This window comes from Marinobacter sp. ELB17, from assembly GCF_000169375.1.
Lineage (GTDB): Bacteria > Pseudomonadota > Gammaproteobacteria > Pseudomonadales > Oleiphilaceae > Marinobacter.
The window spans coordinates 20,907-37,415 of sequence record NZ_AAXY01000011.1; the positions used below are offsets into that span (position 1 = coordinate 20,907).

A 16,509-nucleotide genomic window follows, 5' to 3' on the forward strand; every position below is an offset into this window, starting at 1 on the left:
TAGAAAACCATCTTTACCATCGGTCAAGTTGAAGGCCGTGTTCTTTCAGGTAATCACCCTCACGCTCCATATAAGACTCCAGGGCACCCTCGTATCTGTCATCATCGTCAAAAGGCACCGCCTTATAACGTCCCACTTCGATGGCGGTCTCACCCCAATTCATAATCCACATGACGACCGTGCCCCCGGGGGCGAGCCCCAGAACCAAGTCATATCGAGGCAAGTTATGTAGTTTGCCCCACTTATGCACGGGCGCGGGTTGTTCCATGCGCTCGCGCAAGGCATCCGGGTCAGAGATGTGGATCAGCCGGGTATAGGATTGCTGTTCGGCGAGGGAATGCCATGTTACGTGGATGTAATCGGGCATGGGCTCCAGTTCTCCCCCCCCCGTTCCCCGGCTTTTCCAGCAACAGCTAGTGATGCCAACCGGCCACCACCAGGCTCGCTCACCTGTCGCTTCGAACTGTAATGTCTTGACGAAGACATCATAATGGCGTGGGACAGCCACTCGAACACCGTACGTTACAGGGCGATCCCATTCAGGTGTCCCCGCCATGGAGCAGCCGCCCGACAACGCACTCATAAAGAGTATCGTTGCAAACATCACGAACCTTTTCATCATTTGAGTCCCCTGTTTGGATGGATGTTCCGCATGCCACCGGGTGCGGGTTTGAATGGAAAAAGTGGCCCGGCGGTCTGATAATGGGCCGAGTGATGAATGTAGCGTTGGCGAAGCAGGGCTTCTTCTTTGGGCATCAATTGCAGTGGCCGACCTTCGTTGATGTGACGAGTGATCTGGGTGGCGATGGGTTGGAGTTCGTCAGATAATGAAAAACCGATATCTGTTGGTTTCACGGTATTCAGTGGCACACCTGCATCTTTCGCCAGCCGATACATTTGCCGCAGGGCTACACGGGAATAGTCGGCCTGTACTCGCCGGTCCAGCCAGAGTTGGAACTGCAATTCGACTTCGCCTTCTTTTAGCCTCCGCCGGTAAGCTTCTTCAACCGTTAACGTGGCTTCAGGGTTATTTGGCCCCAGCCAACCTTGATCAATCAACTGCCTGCGCTCCATCAGTACTGTTGCGTACTCATAGCTTTCTCTGGGGTGGCGGCCGAGGAACTTACGGGGCTGGACTATCTGGATGTGTTCGTGGAAATTTTCGGGGTAGCCACCGCCAATGTCGGAGTGGGCGCCGGGCAGCACCCACTCGTCAAAATGACCCGGCAGGCGGCCATCCGGCCCTCGCAGGCTGTTAAGGGAAAAGTTGTAGCGCCATTCGTCTCGAGCGGTCAGGTGTACTGCTCTTTGGACTGCGTCGGCGGCGATGTTCACTCGTACGTCACCATTGTTGGCATTGTGAGCTGAAAAGTCGCCACTCCGCACGTCTACAACTGCTGCGACGGTATCAAACAGTCCCAAGAAACGAATGGTGACGTTTTTTGGCCAGGCAATGCCCTGCTCTTGAAATGCTTGGCCCAACGCACCACCAACGCCATCCTGCACTTCGTTCACAAAATGCCGGGCGGTGGCCGCGCCCCGGCTAAAGCCGAAAATATCCAAAACAAGGTTGTCTATCCGAGTACCTGCACCCTTATATATTTCGTCGGCTAGGTTCTGGCAGCCCAAGATAATCTTGGCTAGAACCCCTCGCTCCCCCATACCGGTGCCCATGGCCCAGGCATCGTCCTCTTTACCGGATTTGGTGCCAACGCCCGAGACGTATACGGGAATACGGTGATTCTCTACGGTGACCGTGTCGGTGGAAAAGGGTTGATAGAGATCACGCAGCTTTGCCACATTGGTCTCAGCATTAAGATAACTCCCCTCCATCAGTTGCGAGATTTCAGCGCTGCAGGTTTCCTCACTGATGGCTCCTGCTGCCTGAGCGGTCAGGCATTCATCTACTTTTCGTTCAAAGGCACCGGTGTTACCGATGCTGTTGCCGGTGCCGTCGAAGAACACGCCGGCTTCAACGGTCACTTTGGGGCGCAGGTCAGACCGGCCTTCTGAATAGTGCTTCGAAGCTTCGATTTCTTCCGGGGTCGCGCCTTCCAGGCCTTCGTCTACCAGTGCGCCTTTGGCTTTGGCCCATTCAACAAAACCGAAAGGGTCTTTGTTCAGCGCTTGTTCAGCTTCCGGAGTCAGTTGGCCCTGGCTGTTCAAGGCGCCAGCCTTGGCGAAATCCACCACCGGTGCCGTGAAGGTGGCTACGCCTAATAGGACACGGGGTTTGCCGGTGATGATCTGGCCACCGTGGGAGGTAGGGCTGCCCATGTGGGCCATAGGGCGACCGTCCAGTAGGGCCAGCGGGTAGCCCTGAACGATCACGGCACCGCAACCGCAGGTATCGCCTACTCGGGCGATGGGTACGCCATCCACATTGGCGGTCGCGCCATTTGCAATAATGGGACTGCTGCCGTGGCCGTGCAGGGGGCAAACGTGGCTGTCGCCAACGCAGGCGACCATGAGGTTGCTCATGAGGTATTCCTTCCTTGGGTGATCACCGGTTTTACTCCGAAAACCGGCGTGTCTTAAGACAACAGAAGCCTATACATTTTTTTGTTGAGACACCATCATCAGCCCGAAAAGAAATTCTCTCCGGCCACAAAATGCACCCCTATAACCTTAAGTTGGACGAATCGATAACGTAACGGCCAAACGGATCGTTATTTCGCCGCCTCCGATTTTTTGAATGTACTCAGCTCAGTCCTACTTCCAAAAGTGAGTTGAACTGGCTGAAAATGCATGTTTCCGAATAAACACTCACTACTGCAGCATCGCCATGGCGGCCGCCATCTGGGCGTCCAGGTTTTCATCGTCACTTCCTGCAGTATCTAGCCCAAGCCGTTCGAACGCGCTAATGGTGCTCCAGTCCATCTGAGCCCAGGGGTGATCGGTTCCGGCAACTCTCTGCAGATTCGCTATCATCACCAGATCGCTGTAATCGGCCTTGGCAGGGCTGCGGTCGAACTGGTTATAAAATAACGGAACATCCTGCAGGTCGGCGGGGAAATCCCAGCGCTTGAGGATAATGGCGCCAATCTGCGGGTGCAGTTCAGCAATGATTTCATCCAGCACAATGCCGCTGAATTTAATGTCATTGTCTTCGATATAGCGCAGTATCGGCAGCTTACCAATCAAGTGCACCATGCCCGCCAAGGTGGCCTGTTCGGGCTTAAGACGCGTGTAATTCTGGGCCAGAACGTGACAAATGCCAGCGACCTCTATGCTGGCCTGCCAGGTCGCGCGCATGCGTTTGTCGATCATATCCGAGGTGGCCTGAAACATCTGCTCCATGGCCAGACCCATGGCCAGGCTGCTGGTGTAAGTCATGCCCAGACGGTTAACCGCCATATTCAGGTTCTCGATCGGGCGATTACCGCGGAACAACGGGCTGTTACAAACACGAATAAGACGCGCAGACAACGCTGTATCGTTGCTGATCACCTTGACCAGATCTATGATTGCCGAGTCTTCAGACTGTGCGATATCACGAACTTTAAGCGCAGCTTCGGGCAGTGTGGGCAGCACCAGCTTGTCGCGGTTGATGGCGGTAATCAGGTCGTTTTTGATGGTGTCAGCGATGTTCGACATAGGGTGATCAGATCCGGTTGAGCAATTAAGCGGTTAAGCGATGAAGCGCGGGCCTGTGGCCTGATGGGTATTTGCACCGTCGGCTAGTTTATAGCAAATTCGGCGACGCTTGCCTGTCACATTATGTATCTGCCGCCTTTTGCGGTTGTTCACGTTCCGGCACGGCATACGTCAGCGGGCACAGTTGCAGGCTGGCACCGCCGCTATCGGCCAGTGTGAGCGGGCCGTTTGCGGCGTTATGGCGAATGACCGCCAGTAAATGATACTGCTGCGGCCCGGTCTGCAAGGTATTGACCACTTCGCCCACGTTGCGTTCGCCATTGCTGATAGCGTCGCCAACGGCCGGTTCTGCATCGGCGGTAACGGCCAGCCGGTAAAGGCTCTTTTTCAGCTGCCCGAGAAAGTGCATGCGCGCAATAATTTCCTGGCCGGTGTAACAGCCTTTCTTGAAGTGGACGCCTCCCAAATGTTGCCAGTTCAGCATCTGTGGCACGTAGGCACCGGCGGTTGCGCTGGTCAGCCATGGCACCCCGGCGGCAATTTGTCCGGCTTGCCAAGTAGCCAGGCTGCATTGACTGCTTTGATTGTGGGCGTCCAGTACATCTGGCAAGGCGCCATCTGGTGACCAGAGCTCATAGCGCGCCGGGCCTTCGATGGAAGGCTCGAGCAAAATCAGATGGCCGTGCCCAGTGGCCAGAGTGTCTCCGGGTTGCCGCAGATCGGTGACTAGCGCAGCCTGTTCACCAGCAACCGCCTGCGCCAGTTCACTGCCAAAGATGCCGATGATTTTGCTGTCTTCCAGGCGGGCCATGGTGGTGCCGCGAAACAGCATCAAATATTTGCGCAGCTCGGCCTCAGTGGCATCCGCCAGCTCGCGGCTAAAGTCCATCAGAATATCGTCATCGTGGCGCACCATACGCACCAGGGCGTAGGCCCGGCCTTTGCGATTACTGGCAGCTGCATGCAGGGACTTACCCGCGGTGACTTCGCTCATGTTCTGGCTGAACTGGCCTTGCAAAAATTTATCGGTGCCAGCTCCACTGACCGTCAGCATCAGCCGGTCACTCAGCTCTGCCCAGTTGTTTTCTGGCAGTGGTTGCTCTGCTATCCCATTTGCAATGGAGGGTGCAATTGGGCTGTCAACTGATGGGTAGGTGGTGGTATCACTCATTACAAACTCCGCAAAACAAATGCAAATGGGGTCAAACGGTGGCGGGCATAGGTTTTTGCCCGAGCCTCAGCCACAGGCGCAAACGGCGCGCATCGTCTGAGGGCAGGTTGCCACGGCTGCCGCTGAGCAGCAATACCGTTGTGTAATAGCGGTTGCTGTGGGCTTGGCGTAATTGCAGAACACTGAAGCGGGCGCCGATGCGGCTGCCAGGGCCCGGATTGACGGCGACCGCCGCGCTGTCGTGGTGTAAGGCCCAGAGTTGGCCGTCATGAAGGCGCAATCCGACCACGCAATGTTGCCCTAGCAGCAAGCCGTGGCTGCGAACGGCATGAAACGCACCAACGGCGGCCAGAGGAATCATCGCCAACAACCACACATGGCCGTCAGTGGACAGCAAACTCACAAAACCCGCTAGCACCAACCAGGGTAGGGCGGCGATAGCACCCACTAGCCCGGCTGGACACAGTCTGATATTAATCCGGCTGGACACGTTTCAGAATAACCTCAACGATGCGCTGCAGGTCCGGGTCGTCAGACTTGTTGCGTTGCATAAACCACTCGAACATGTCGCTGTCTTCACACGTCAGCAGTTTTTCATAGCAGGCTTGGTCATTTGGGTTCAAATCACAGTAGGCCTGCTCCAGAAACGGCACCAGGAGATTATCCAGTTCCAGCATGCCGCGGCGGCTGTGCCACCATAAGCGCTTGAACTCGGGAGAGTTTGAAGTGATTTGGGTTTCAGACATATCGCATCCTGTCAGTTTTGGGTTTGGTGCTACTTGGTGTCATCCCTATGGAGAGTCAGGGTTCAGAGGTACGGTACGTGGTGGGTACCAATAGGGTGTCACGGGCTTCTGCCTGCAGCCCCGGATAATCCAGGGTGTAGTGAAGGCCACGGCTTTCGTGCCTTTGCAGCGCGGAACAGATAATAAGGTCTGCCACGGTAACCAGATTGCGCAATTCTAGCAAATCGTTGGATACTCGATAATTGCTGTAAAAATCACCGATTTCCCGAGACAGCAAATCGACCCGGTGCTTGGCCCGCTGCAAGCGCTTCGTGGTGCGAACTATGCCGACATAGTCCCACATAAAGTGGCGTAGTTCGTCCCAGTTGTGAGAAATCACTACGTCTTCATCAGAATCGCGAACCTGGCTTTCATCCCACTCCGGAACATCTGGCACGGCCGGTATGTCGGCCTCCCGGCGGGTAATGTCTTCCGCGGCAGCGCGGCCATACACCAGGCATTCCAGCAGAGAGTTGCTGGCCATGCGGTTGGCACCATGCAGGCCGGTAAAAGCGGCTTCGCCGACCACGTAAAGCTGGTTGATATCGGTTCTGGCGCGTTGGTCGCTAATGATGCCACCACAGGTGTAATGGGCCGCTGGCACCACTGGAATTGGCTCGCAGGTAATATCAATGCCATAGGTCAGGCAGGTTTCGTAAATGGTCGGGAAGTGATGTTTTATAAAATCTGCCGGCTTGTGGCTGATGTCCAGATACAAGTGGTCTGCGCCCAGGCGTTTCATCTCGTGATCGATCGCGCGGGCAACAATGTCTCTGGGTGCCAGTTCCGCACGACTGTCGAAACGGTCCATAAAGCGGCTGCCGTCCGGTAACTTCAAATGCCCACCTTCGCCGCGCAGAGCTTCGCTGATTAAAAACGATTTGGCGTGGGGGTGGTAAAGGCAGGTCGGGTGAAACTGGTTGAATTCCATATTGGCGACGCGGCAGCCCGCACGCCATGCCATAGCAATGCCGTCACCAGAAGCACCGTCTGGGTTGGTGGTGTAGCGGTAGGCTTTAGAGGCCCCGCCGGTGGCGATTACCGTAAAGCGGGCACGGACCAGTTCAACGTGATTGTCATCCAGTTTTAGCACGTAGGCGCCCACGCAACGATTGCCTGGCAGCGACAGTTTGCGATTGGTGATCAGGTCTACCGCCACCCGGCCGGACATCAGCGTGATATTGGCCCGTGCTTCGGCCTGGGCCACCAGAGTGGTAGATACCGCCTGCCCGGTGGCATCTGCAGCGTGGATAATGCGGCGATGGCTGTGGCCGCCTTCGCGCGTCAGGTGGAAAGCGGCGTTGTTATCGCGGGTGAAGTCCACGCCGGAATCAACCAGCCAGTCAACGCTGGCTTTGCTGTGCTCTACGGTAAAGCGTACCGCGTCTTTGTGGCAGAGGCCCGCTCCGGCGTCCAGGGTGTCCTGAATGTGGTTTTCAACGGAGTCTTCCCCGTCAAGAACCGCCGCAATTCCGCCTTGGGCCCAAAGCGTGGCGCCACTGCTGATGGCCGCCTTGCTGAGGACGCAGACTTGCAAATGGGGTGGCAGATTCAGAGCCACCGTCAAACCGGCAGCGCCACTGCCGATCACCAGTACATCGAACTCGAAGGATTGTGGCATTGGGTTGGTATCACAGGCCATAATGTGGAGGTGTATTGAACTAAACTTTGTGCTCGCTGTCCATTTGCCAGAACCGGGAAGTCGCTTTTAAGCGGTCGTTTTTCCCGAAGACTCCATTAACGGACGCCAGGCAGCAGCATGATGCATTCCATTCTCAAGCAGGCCGGAACTCAGGCCACCGAACCAGCGAGTGCCGGCAAACCGTCCATGACGTCCAGTATCGATCAGACAGCCCCCGACCAGGGCGACAGCCAGACTGACTTGCAGTTGGTGCGCAAGGTACGCAATGGCGACCGTGCTGCCTTTGATTTGCTGGTGTTGAAATACCAGTCGCGAGTGGCGTCTATCATCAGTCGCTATGTATTCGATAGCCACGAAGTGATGGATCTTACCCAAGAAACTTTCGTTAAAGCCTTTCGCGCTATTGACCGTTTTCGCGGTGACAGCGCATTTTACACTTGGCTTTACCGCATAGCGGTTAATACAGCCAAAAATTATCTGGAAGCGCGCAGCCGGCGCCCTCAGAGCAGTGCGGATTCGGCGGACGCGGAAAACTACGTCGATGGCCAACGCCTGCGGGATATTGCGTCACCTGAGAAGCTGCTGCAGCGCGACCAGCTACAGCAGGCCTTGAACAAAGCCATAGACGCACTGCCGGAAGAATTGCGTTCGGCGTTTTTGTTACGAGAATATGATGGCCTGAGTTACGAAGACATTGCCCGCATACTGGAATGCCCGATTGGCACGGTGCGTTCCCGTATTTTTCGGGCCCGGGATGCGGTAGATCGCCATCTTGGCCCCTTGCTCAACTATTCTGCAAGCAATTGAGGTTGCATCCCATGGATGATCGTCTCAGAGAAACCCTGTCGGCCATGATGGACGACGAAGCAGACGAACTCGCTGTACGGCGTTTGCTGTCTTTTTCCGACCAGGATGAAGTGCGCGGCCAGTGGCAACGCTGGCAGCAGATTCACGACCTGATGCATGGCACAGGCGTCGCGGCCGACTCGGTCTCGCCGGCCGCCGATGTTAGTGCCGGTGTTTGGCAGCGCCTTGACGGCGGGGTGCCAGCGTCAGAACACCGTGCGGTAAAGACAACCGGCCGTCAGCGCTGGCACTGGCCCGCGGTGGCCATGATTGCGATGGCGCTGGTGGTGGGTTTTGGCGCGGGTTCGGGCTGGCAAAGTGCCGCTGATCCGGAGCTGATTGCTGCTCAGACCTCAGCGGAACCAAACGCGGCTGCAACGGCTACTTCGGTCAGCGAAGTATCGCTGCAGAGCCTGGATGACAGGCAGCGGCAGCAGATTCACCGTTATCTGTTGGAACACGCCCAGCATAACAGCGTGGGTGCCGGTCGGGGCTCAGTGGGCTATGCGCGTCTGGTCAGCGTTGATGCAGGGGGTTATTAAACCGTGAACGGGCAGGCAGGCACAGTATGGTTGCGTTTTTTCCTGGCCCTTGCGGTTATGGTTTTGTGGATGCCGGCGGCGACACGGGCGACCGAGGCGCAGCCCCAAACGGCTAATAGCGCAGAAGCGGTCGAGTGGTTGCAGCGCCTGGGCCCGGCCATGAACATGACCTCCTACCGGGGTGTGTTTGTGTATGGCCGCGGCCAGCAGGTGCAATCCATGCAAGTGGCCCACCGCTACAACGGCAGTATGGTGGAGGAAAGACTGGTTATTCAGGACGGCGGCAGCGGCGAAATTGTGCGTCGTGGCATGGAGGTTGTTTGCGTGTTGCCAGCCCAGGACACCATTACACTAGATGCTATTATTCCCTCTGGGCCGCTGGCTGATTCGTTTAGTGATCAGCTATTGCCTGCGACGCGCTGGTACCAGGCGCAAATGCTGGGAGAGGGCCGCGTAGCAGGCTACGCCGTTGTAAAAATTGCCTTGAACGCTAATGACCCTTACCGCTACAGCTATCGTTTGTGGCTAGAAAAAGACACCGGCCTGCTGGTGAAAAGCCAAACCCGTAACGCCGACGACCAGATCCTGGAACATTTTCAGTTCACCAGCCTTGATATTACCGATGATATTGCCGATAGCGAGCTTCAGATAGCAACGGCAGACAAGAATAAGACCACTACCATGAGCCTTGAACCTTCAAATTCGGTCACCGAGCTGGTGACCCGTCTGCAAGGTTGGTCGCTGGATTGGCTGCCTGCGGGTTTTGAGCCTGCGGCTACGCCGCGATCGGATAAACGCCAGGTGATTGCGTTCAGTGATGGTTTGGCGGCTTTTTCGGTGTTTGTAGAAGACGTTGCCAGCCTGGATATGCCGACTGGTGCATCGCGCATTGGTGCTACCACGGTGTATTTGCGGCCGGTGCAGTCAGACGGTCGCCAGGTGTTGATTTCGGTGGTCGGCGAAGTGCCTCCGATTACCGCCCGTAAAGTGGCAGAGTCGGTGCGTTTTGACAGCGCTGCGGTTGACAGCGCCACGGCAAGCCTAATAGAACATCAGGGCGCGAGCCGATGATCACCGAAAGCGGTCGGGTGGTCGCGGTGTCTGGCAGCACCGTCTGGGTGCAAACCATTCGCCAGAGCGCGTGTCAGAGTTGCTCCGCCCGCAGTGGCTGTGGTCAGCGTGTGCTGGCGGCTGCCAGCGGTGGTCGGGCCAATCAGGTGCAAGTTCTGAACACTCTGCACGCGGGCGTGGGCGATGATGTAACTCTGGGCATTGCGGAACAGGCGTTATTGCAGGCGTCGCTATTGGTGTATGCGTTACCGCTGCTGTTAATGGTCGCTGCGAGCATGGCCGCAAGCCAGCTGGTGCCGGGCAGCGACGGCGTAGCTATCCTGGCCGCTGGCCTTGGCCTAGGTGCGGGCTTTTTCGTAGCAAGGCTATGGCAGCGCCGCATGCCTGGCGATTATCAGCCACACTTAATGAAGGTTAATAAGCACGTCCGTGCCCAAGCGTTATAATTTCTTCCAGCGTCCGTATATTGAAATAGCGGGCTTTGCCCTCACACATTAACTTGTTAACCCTGTTCGCTGGCTGTTTAGGTCAGCTCAGAACTTATTACGGGAGTTGCTCGATGCCAAAAACACCTCCGGTTGTGGCTGCCAGACAGTCCACCAACCTTGTGACTTCGATGTGGGCGGCGCTGCTGGCCACTAGTCTGATGATACTGCTGGTATGGAGCCAAGCCACCCAAGCCCGCGGCCTGCCTGACTTTACCGAATTGGTCGAAGACAATGCCGGTGCGGTGGTGAATATCAGCACCACCTCGGCAGCGCCGGAAAATACAAGTCGTTTCCAGAATCTGCCGTTTGATGAGCGACAGCTTGAGCAGATGCCAGAATTCTTCCAGGATTTTTTCCGTGGCCCCGGCTCCGGTAACCCCCACGGTGGTCGCGCCCAGCCAACCCAGTCTATGGGCTCCGGTTTTATTGTGTCCCGCGATGGCTACGTGCTAACCAACAACCACGTAGTAGAGGGCGCTGACGAAATTATTGTACGTTTGAACGACCGCCGTGAGCTGCCCGCTCGCCTGATTGGCACGGATCCGCGCTCGGATATGGCCGTGTTGAAAATTGAAAATGGTGACGACCTGCCTGTGGTTCAGGTAGGGAAATCGAAAGATTTGAAAGTGGGCGAGTGGGTTTTTGCCATCGGTTCACCCTTCGGGTTTGACTATACCGTTACCGCCGGCATTGTCAGCGCTCTTGGCCGCTCCCTACCGAGCGAAAACTACGTGCCTTTTATCCAGACCGATGTCGCTATTAATCCCGGTAATTCCGGCGGGCCGTTGTTCAACATGGACGGCGATGTGATTGGCATTAACTCCCAGATTTATACCCGTTCCGGCGGCTTTATGGGGGTGTCTTTCGCCATTCCGATCGATGACGCCATGAGCGTATTCCGCCAGATCCGCGACAATGGCAGCGTGTCCCGCGGTTGGCTGGGCGTGCTTATTCAAGAAGTGAACCTTGACCTGGCCGAGAGTTTTGGCTTAAAGCGTCCGCGCGGCGCGCTGGTTGCCGAAGTGCTCGGTGGTTCACCGGCAGAAGCTGCTGGCTTGCAGTCTGGTGATATTGTACTGGCTTATGACGGCGAAGAATTGCAGCTGTCATCTGAATTGCCGCCGATGGTGGGGCGCACGCCGATTGGTGAGTCAGCGCGTTTGACGGTGCTGCGTGGCGGAAATGAAATGTCTATTGATGTGAAAATTGGTCAGCTGCCGGATGAGCGTGGCGCCCAGGCGCAGAGCCCCGCAACCCCCGGCGACAGTGCTTCGTCGCTGTTCGGCCTGAGCGTTGAGCCGCTGCCGGCGAACATGACCGACGCCCAGGGCGTCAGTGCCGGCGTATTTGTGGTTGATGTTCAGGGCGGCCCTGCTTTCGACGCAGGCATACGCCCCAATGACGTGATCACAGAAATCGATCGCAAAGCAGTGACGTCGGTGGCGGACTTCCGCAACATTGCCGGCAATCTGGCCGACGATCGCGCCGTGCCAGTGCGCGTAGTGCGCCAGGGTCGTGCGCTTTATCTGGTCATGAAACCTTAACATCTCTTCAAACCCGGCCGCCGACAGCAATGGCAATGGCGGCCGGTAAACTGTAAAATCTCGCCGTTGCCGTATCCGGCAGCGGCCCTTCCCGGGCTCAATCCTGTGTCTTATACGAGTATTCATTGTCTGTGACTGAACTGAGCCGAATCCGTAACTTCTCTATTATCGCCCATATTGACCATGGCAAATCCACACTCGCAGACCGGTTTATCCAGATCTGTGGTGGCCTGACCTCCCGTGAAATGGCGGAGCAGGTGCTTGACTCCATGGATATTGAGCGTGAACGCGGTATTACTATCAAAGCGCAGTGCGTGACCCTGAATTACACCGCTCGTGACGGCCAGGTTTACAAACTCAACTTTATTGATACGCCGGGGCACGTGGACTTTTCCTACGAAGTGTCACGCTCACTCTACGCTTGCGAAGGCGCGCTGCTGGTGGTGGATGCCGGGCAGGGCGTTGAAGCTCAGTCGGTGGCCAACTGCTATACCGCCATTGAACAGGGTCTGGAAGTGGTGCCGGTGCTGAACAAGATGGACTTGCCGCAGGCAGAACCGGAGCGGGTAGCCGCCGAGATCGAAGACATCATTGGTATAGATGCCAGCAGCGCCGTGCGCTGCTCGGCAAAGAGTGGCATGGGTGTGGAAGATGTGCTGGAAGATCTGATCCAGAAAATTCCACCGCCAACAGGTGATCGTTCGGCACCGCTGCAGGCACTGATTATCGACTCCTGGTTTGATAATTACCTGGGCGTCGTGTCGCTGGTGCGGGTGACCCAGGGCGTGCTGAGAAAGGGCGAAAAAATTGTTATCAAGTCGACGGGTAAGGCTTGGAATGCGGACAAAGTGGGTATCTTTAATCCAAAGCCTTACGACACCAACATTTTGGAAGCGGGTGATGTCGGTTTTGTGATTGCCGGTATCAAAGCCATTCACGGTGCGCCGGTGGGCGATACCATCGTGCATCACAAATTTGCCGACGAAACCCCCAGGCTGCCGGGCTTTAAAAAAATTCAGCCGCAGGTATACGCCGGTCTATTTCCGGTCAGCTCCGACGATTACAACGATTTCCGTGATGCTCTGGATAAATTGACGCTGAATGACGCGTCCTTGTTTTTCGAGCCGGAAAGCTCCGACGCTTTGGGCTTTGGTTTCCGCTGTGGTTTCCTGGGTATGCTGCACATGGAAATTATTCAGGAGCGGCTGGAGCGTGAGTACGATATTGACCTGGTCACCACCGCGCCCACGGTTATTTATGAAGTGCTCACTAAACAAGGTGAGACATTATCGGTAGACAGTCCCTCAAAGTTGCCGGATATTGGCTCAATTGAGGAAATGCGTGAGCCCATTGTGCAAGCCAACATTTTGGTGCCGCAAGAGCATTTGGGCAATGTGATTGCCCTGTGCGAGCAAAAACGCGGCGTACAAAAAAGTATGCACTTCACTACCAGGCAGGTGCAGCTCGCCTACGAGCTGCCCATGGCCGAAGTGGTTCTCGACTTTTTCGACCGGCTAAAATCCGTCAGCCGAGGCTTTGCTTCACTGGATTATCACTTTATTCGGTTTCAGGCCGCTAATCTCGTGCGTCTGGACGTGCTGATCAACGGTGAGCGAGTGGATGCTCTGGCCTTGATTGTTCACCGTGAACTGGCGAATCACAAGGGCCGTCAACTGGTGGAAAAAATGAAAGAGCTGATTCCACGGCAAATGTTTGATATTGCCATTCAGGCGGCTATTGGCAACCAGGTAGTGTCACGAGTAACGGTGAAAGCCTTGCGTAAGAACGTGACAGCCAAATGTTACGGCGGCGATGTCAGTCGCAAAAAGAAACTGCTGCAAAAGCAGAAAGATGGTAAAAAACGCATGAAGCAGGTGGGTAACGTGGAAGTGCCGCAAGATGCATTTCTAGCGGTATTGAAAATCGACAACTAGAAAATCGAAAAATGGGCGCCTGATAAACAGGCGCCTGATAAACAGGCATCTGATAAGTAGGCATCCGAATGGATATCGATTTTCCGCTAATTTTGGTCATCCTGACCTTTGCAACGGGTTTGGTCTGGCTTGCCGACAAGCTGTTTTTACGCCCGCGCCGCGTCGCAAAAGCGAGTGCCGTGGCCCCAGAGAAAGACTCAGCCGTAAACGAGCCTTATCTGGTCGAGCTGAGCCGTTCGTTTTTCCCGGTATTGGCCATTGTGTTGGTTCTGCGTTCGTTTCTGATAGAGCCTTTCCAGATCCCCTCCGGCTCTATGTTGCCTACCCTGGAGGTGGGCGATTTCATTCTGGTGAACAAGTTTGCTTATGGCCTTCGGCTGCCGGTTCTGGGCTCAAAAGTGGTCAGCATCGACGATCCAGGCCGCGGTGATGTGATGGTATTCCGCTACCCTGAAGACCGCAAAACCAACTACATAAAGCGAGTGGTTGGGTTGCCTGGTGACCAGATTCGCTACCGCGATAAAACTCTGTTCATAAACGGTGAAAAAGTGGACTCGCGATTTGTGGCGCGTCTGCCGCCCAATGAATACAGGCGCGAACAGCTAGGTGGGGTGGAGCATGATATTTTTCTGACCAAGGGCCGCCTGGGCACCGGCGGTGAAGGCGAATGGCAAGTGCCCGAAGGCTACTATTTTGTAATGGGTGACAACCGTGACAACAGTAATGACAGCCGCTACTGGGGCACGGTTCCAGACGACCTTGTTGTCGGCAAGGCCTTTGCTATCTGGATGCACTGGGAGTCGCTGGCCAGCTTGCCATCGTTTCGTCGGGTGGGTGGCATAGAATAATGGAAAACCTAATGAGGATGCAGGGGATGAACAACAATGGATCAGATATAAACAGGCAGCGCGGCGCATCCGGGTTGGTCATGCTGGTCATGGTTCTGTTTTTTGGCAGCCTGCTGACTCTGTTGCTGAAACTTGGGCCAGCGTACATGGATGATTACACCATTCAGGAGGCACTCGAAAGCCTGAACGATACCAAAGGATTGTCAGAAATGGGGCCGGCTGAAGTGCGTTCACTCATTAATAAGCGCCTGAGTGTGAATAATGTTCGCAATCTTAGCTCCGAGAGTATTACCGTTGACAAAGACGGTGACCGGATACTGATTGTGGTGGACTATGAAGTGCGCTCGCCGGTAATTAGTAATATAGATGCCGTGATGTACTTCAAGCACGCTTACGATATGAGTGGCCAATGAGCGTACAGCCCGACCTTGAGCCTTTGCAGCGCCGTATCGGTTATCAGTTCAAATCCCAGGAACGTTTGCTGCTGGCTCTGACCCACCGCAGTTTTGGCAATCAGAACAATGAACGCCTTGAGTTTCTGGGAGACTCCATTGTAAACATGGTGATTGCCGAGCATTTGTTTAGGCGTTTTCCCAAAGCCCGTGAAGGGCAGCTAAGCCGCTTGCGGGCGCGCATGGTCAAGGGCGTAACTCTGGCGGAAATTGGGCGGGAGTTTGATCTAGGCTCCTATCTGCGCTTGGGCTCAGGTGAGCTCAAAAGTGGCGGCTTTCGCCGTGAATCCATACTGGCGGATGCGGTAGAGTCCGTCATCGGCGCTATCTATCTGGACAGTGATTTTGTTACCTGTCAGGCTCAGATATTGCGTTGGTTTGATTTACGCCTGCAGAATCTTGACTTACAGGATACCCAAAAAGACCCGAAAACCCGCCTGCAGGAATATCTTCAGTCGCGCCAGTTTCCGCTGCCGATTTATGACGTTCTGTCGGTTGACGGTGAAGCCCACAATCAGACATTTCACATATCCTGCGCGCTGTCCTCATTGGGGCGCAAAACCACAGGCAGCGGCAACAGTCGCCGCATAGCCGAACAGCAAGCCGCCCGTAATGCCCTAAAAGAACTGGGTGTGGAGAACGATTGATGACGGATACAACCCGCCCGCAAGACCCTGACAGCCGTTGTGGCTTTGTGGCCATCGTAGGGCGCCCCAACGTGGGCAAGTCTACCCTGATGAATCACATACTGGGCCAGAAGCTCAGTATTACCTCGCGCAAGCCGCAAACCACCCGTCACCAGGTTTTGGGTATAAAAACCATTGGCCCGGTGCAGGCTGTGTATGTCGACACACCGGGTATGCATGAAGAAGAACCACGGGCGATAAACCGATACATGAACAAGGCTGCTACCTCGGCCTTGAAAGGTGTCGACGTGGTGGTATTTGTGCTTGACCAGCTGGCCTGGACCACCGCCGATGAACTGGTGCTGGAGAAACTTTCTAGTTTGAAATGCCCGGTGATTCTGGCGATCAACAAGGTCGACAAGATTGAAAAGCGGGAAACCCTGCTGCCGCATCTGGACATGCTGTCGCGCAAGCGCGATTTCGCCGAGATGATTCCCGTCTCGGCGCTGCGCGAGACGAATCTGGTACCGCTTGAAGAATGTGTCGGCCGCTTCCTACCGCAGAGCGTGCACTTTTACCCGGACGACCAGATTACCGACCGCAGTGAGCGCTTTATGGCCTCGGAAATGGTGCGTGAAAAAATCACCCGCCAGCTGGGTGCAGAGTTGCCATATTCGGTGGCGGTGGAAATTGAAGAGTTCAAGCATGATGGTAAAACCTTGCACGTGGCGGCCGTGATACTGGTGGAGCGTGAAGGCCAGAAGAAAATCATTATTGGAGATAAGGGCGACCGCCTGCGCAGCATTGGCCAGGATGCCCGGATCGATATGGAACGCATGTTCGACAACAAAGTTATGCTGCGGCTTTGGGTGAAGGTCAAACGCGGCTGGGCCGACAGTGAACGGGCTTTGAAAAGCCTGGGCATGAACGACTTCTGAGCCTGCCATGAGGGCTAAGGTGCTT

18 protein-coding genes are annotated in these 16,509 nt (G+C 55.6%); 10 read left to right on the plus strand and 8 right to left on the minus strand.

The features are described from left to right. Positions 1–13: 13 nt before the first annotated feature. The 7 genes from MELB17_RS13570 to nadB all read right to left on the minus strand — a co-directional run bounded on the left by MELB17_RS13570 (position 14) and on the right by nadB (position 7,174). Complete coding sequence (locus tag MELB17_RS13570) at positions 14–622, minus strand: DUF2931 family protein (protein ID WP_007350840.1); 609 nt, start codon at positions 620–622, stop codon at positions 14–16. Continuing rightward, entirely contained in the window at positions 619–2,481 is a 1,863-nt protein-coding gene (locus MELB17_RS13575) for a phospholipase effector Tle1 domain-containing protein (RefSeq protein ID WP_007350841.1), read from the minus strand. Before MELB17_RS13575 ends, MELB17_RS13570 begins: the two co-directional genes overlap by 4 nt. A gap of 288 nt (positions 2,482–2,769) precedes the next feature. Continuing rightward, on the minus strand, positions 2,770–3,597 hold the full coding sequence (locus MELB17_RS13580; protein ID WP_007350842.1) for an HDOD domain-containing protein: 828 nt from the start codon (positions 3,595–3,597) through the stop codon (positions 2,770–2,772). Positions 3,598–3,718: 121 nt separating this feature from the next. After that, on the minus strand, positions 3,719–4,768 hold the full coding sequence (locus MELB17_RS13585; protein WP_007350843.1) for a YgfZ/GcvT domain-containing protein: 1,050 nt from the start codon (positions 4,766–4,768) through the stop codon (positions 3,719–3,721). Positions 4,769–4,799: 31 nt separating this feature from the next. Then, complete coding sequence (locus MELB17_RS13590; protein ID WP_036184793.1) at positions 4,800–5,258, minus strand: hypothetical protein; 459 nt, start codon at positions 5,256–5,258, stop codon at positions 4,800–4,802. Further along, positions 5,242–5,514 (minus strand): succinate dehydrogenase assembly factor 2, encoded by a 273-nt coding sequence (locus MELB17_RS13595; RefSeq protein ID WP_007350845.1) that lies wholly within the window; start codon positions 5,512–5,514, stop codon positions 5,242–5,244. Before MELB17_RS13595 ends, MELB17_RS13590 begins: the two co-directional genes overlap by 17 nt. A 55-nt stretch (positions 5,515–5,569) precedes the next feature. Beyond that, complete coding sequence (gene nadB, locus MELB17_RS13600; RefSeq protein WP_198136491.1) at positions 5,570–7,174, minus strand: L-aspartate oxidase; 1,605 nt, start codon at positions 7,172–7,174, stop codon at positions 5,570–5,572. Positions 7,175–7,315: 141 nt separating this feature from the next. On the opposite strand from nadB, the gene rpoE reads away from it, so the two are divergent. From rpoE to lepA, 6 genes are all read left to right on the plus strand, one after another. Next, positions 7,316–8,002, plus strand: a complete 687-nt coding sequence (gene rpoE / locus MELB17_RS13605) for an RNA polymerase sigma factor RpoE (RefSeq protein WP_007350847.1) — start codon at positions 7,316–7,318, stop codon at positions 8,000–8,002. Positions 8,003–8,013: 11 nt separating this feature from the next. Next, complete coding sequence (locus MELB17_RS13610; RefSeq protein WP_007350848.1) at positions 8,014–8,583, plus strand: sigma-E factor negative regulatory protein; 570 nt, start codon at positions 8,014–8,016, stop codon at positions 8,581–8,583. Between the two features lie 30 nt (positions 8,584–8,613). Then, entirely contained in the window at positions 8,614–9,654 is a 1,041-nt protein-coding gene (locus MELB17_RS13615; RefSeq protein WP_036184796.1) for a MucB/RseB C-terminal domain-containing protein, read from the plus strand. Next, the gene (locus MELB17_RS13620) at positions 9,651–10,100 is read left to right on the plus strand and encodes a SoxR reducing system RseC family protein (protein ID WP_007350850.1); all 450 of its coding nucleotides are present in this window, start codon (positions 9,651–9,653) and stop codon (positions 10,098–10,100) included. The genes MELB17_RS13615 and MELB17_RS13620 overlap by 4 nt, the downstream gene beginning before the upstream one ends. A 113-nt stretch (positions 10,101–10,213) precedes the next feature. Further along, on the plus strand, positions 10,214–11,686 hold the full coding sequence (locus MELB17_RS13625; RefSeq protein ID WP_007350851.1) for a DegQ family serine endoprotease: 1,473 nt from the start codon (positions 10,214–10,216) through the stop codon (positions 11,684–11,686). Positions 11,687–11,817: 131 nt separating this feature from the next. After that, a complete protein-coding gene (gene lepA, locus MELB17_RS13630; RefSeq protein WP_007350852.1) occupies positions 11,818–13,620 on the plus strand; it encodes a translation elongation factor 4 in 1,803 nt (600 codons plus the stop codon). On the opposite strand, the gene MELB17_RS26500 is transcribed toward lepA, so the two are convergent. Then, entirely contained in the window at positions 13,617–13,700 is an 84-nt protein-coding gene (locus MELB17_RS26500) for a pentapeptide repeat-containing protein (protein WP_157133310.1), read from the minus strand. The two genes, lepA and MELB17_RS26500, sit on opposite strands and share 4 nt — an antisense overlap. Here MELB17_RS26500 and lepB point away from each other — a divergent pair. The 4 genes from lepB to era are packed head-to-tail and all read left to right on the plus strand — an operon-like array spanning position 13,689 to position 16,484. Next, the gene (gene lepB, locus MELB17_RS13635) at positions 13,689–14,468 is read left to right on the plus strand and encodes a signal peptidase I (RefSeq protein ID WP_007350853.1); all 780 of its coding nucleotides are present in this window, start codon (positions 13,689–13,691) and stop codon (positions 14,466–14,468) included. The genes MELB17_RS26500 and lepB overlap by 12 nt on opposite strands. A 26-nt stretch (positions 14,469–14,494) precedes the next feature. Then, entirely contained in the window at positions 14,495–14,881 is a 387-nt protein-coding gene (locus tag MELB17_RS13640; RefSeq protein ID WP_007350854.1) for a DUF4845 domain-containing protein, read from the plus strand. After that, positions 14,878–15,567: a ribonuclease III gene (rnc, locus tag MELB17_RS13645; RefSeq protein ID WP_007350855.1), complete on the plus strand. Its 690-nt coding sequence runs from the start codon at positions 14,878–14,880 to the stop codon at positions 15,565–15,567. The genes MELB17_RS13640 and rnc overlap by 4 nt, the downstream gene beginning before the upstream one ends. Beyond that, a complete protein-coding gene (gene era / locus MELB17_RS13650; RefSeq protein ID WP_007350856.1) occupies positions 15,567–16,484 on the plus strand; it encodes a GTPase Era in 918 nt (305 codons plus the stop codon). Before rnc ends, era begins: the two co-directional genes overlap by 1 nt. Positions 16,485–16,509 lie beyond the last annotated feature (25 nt).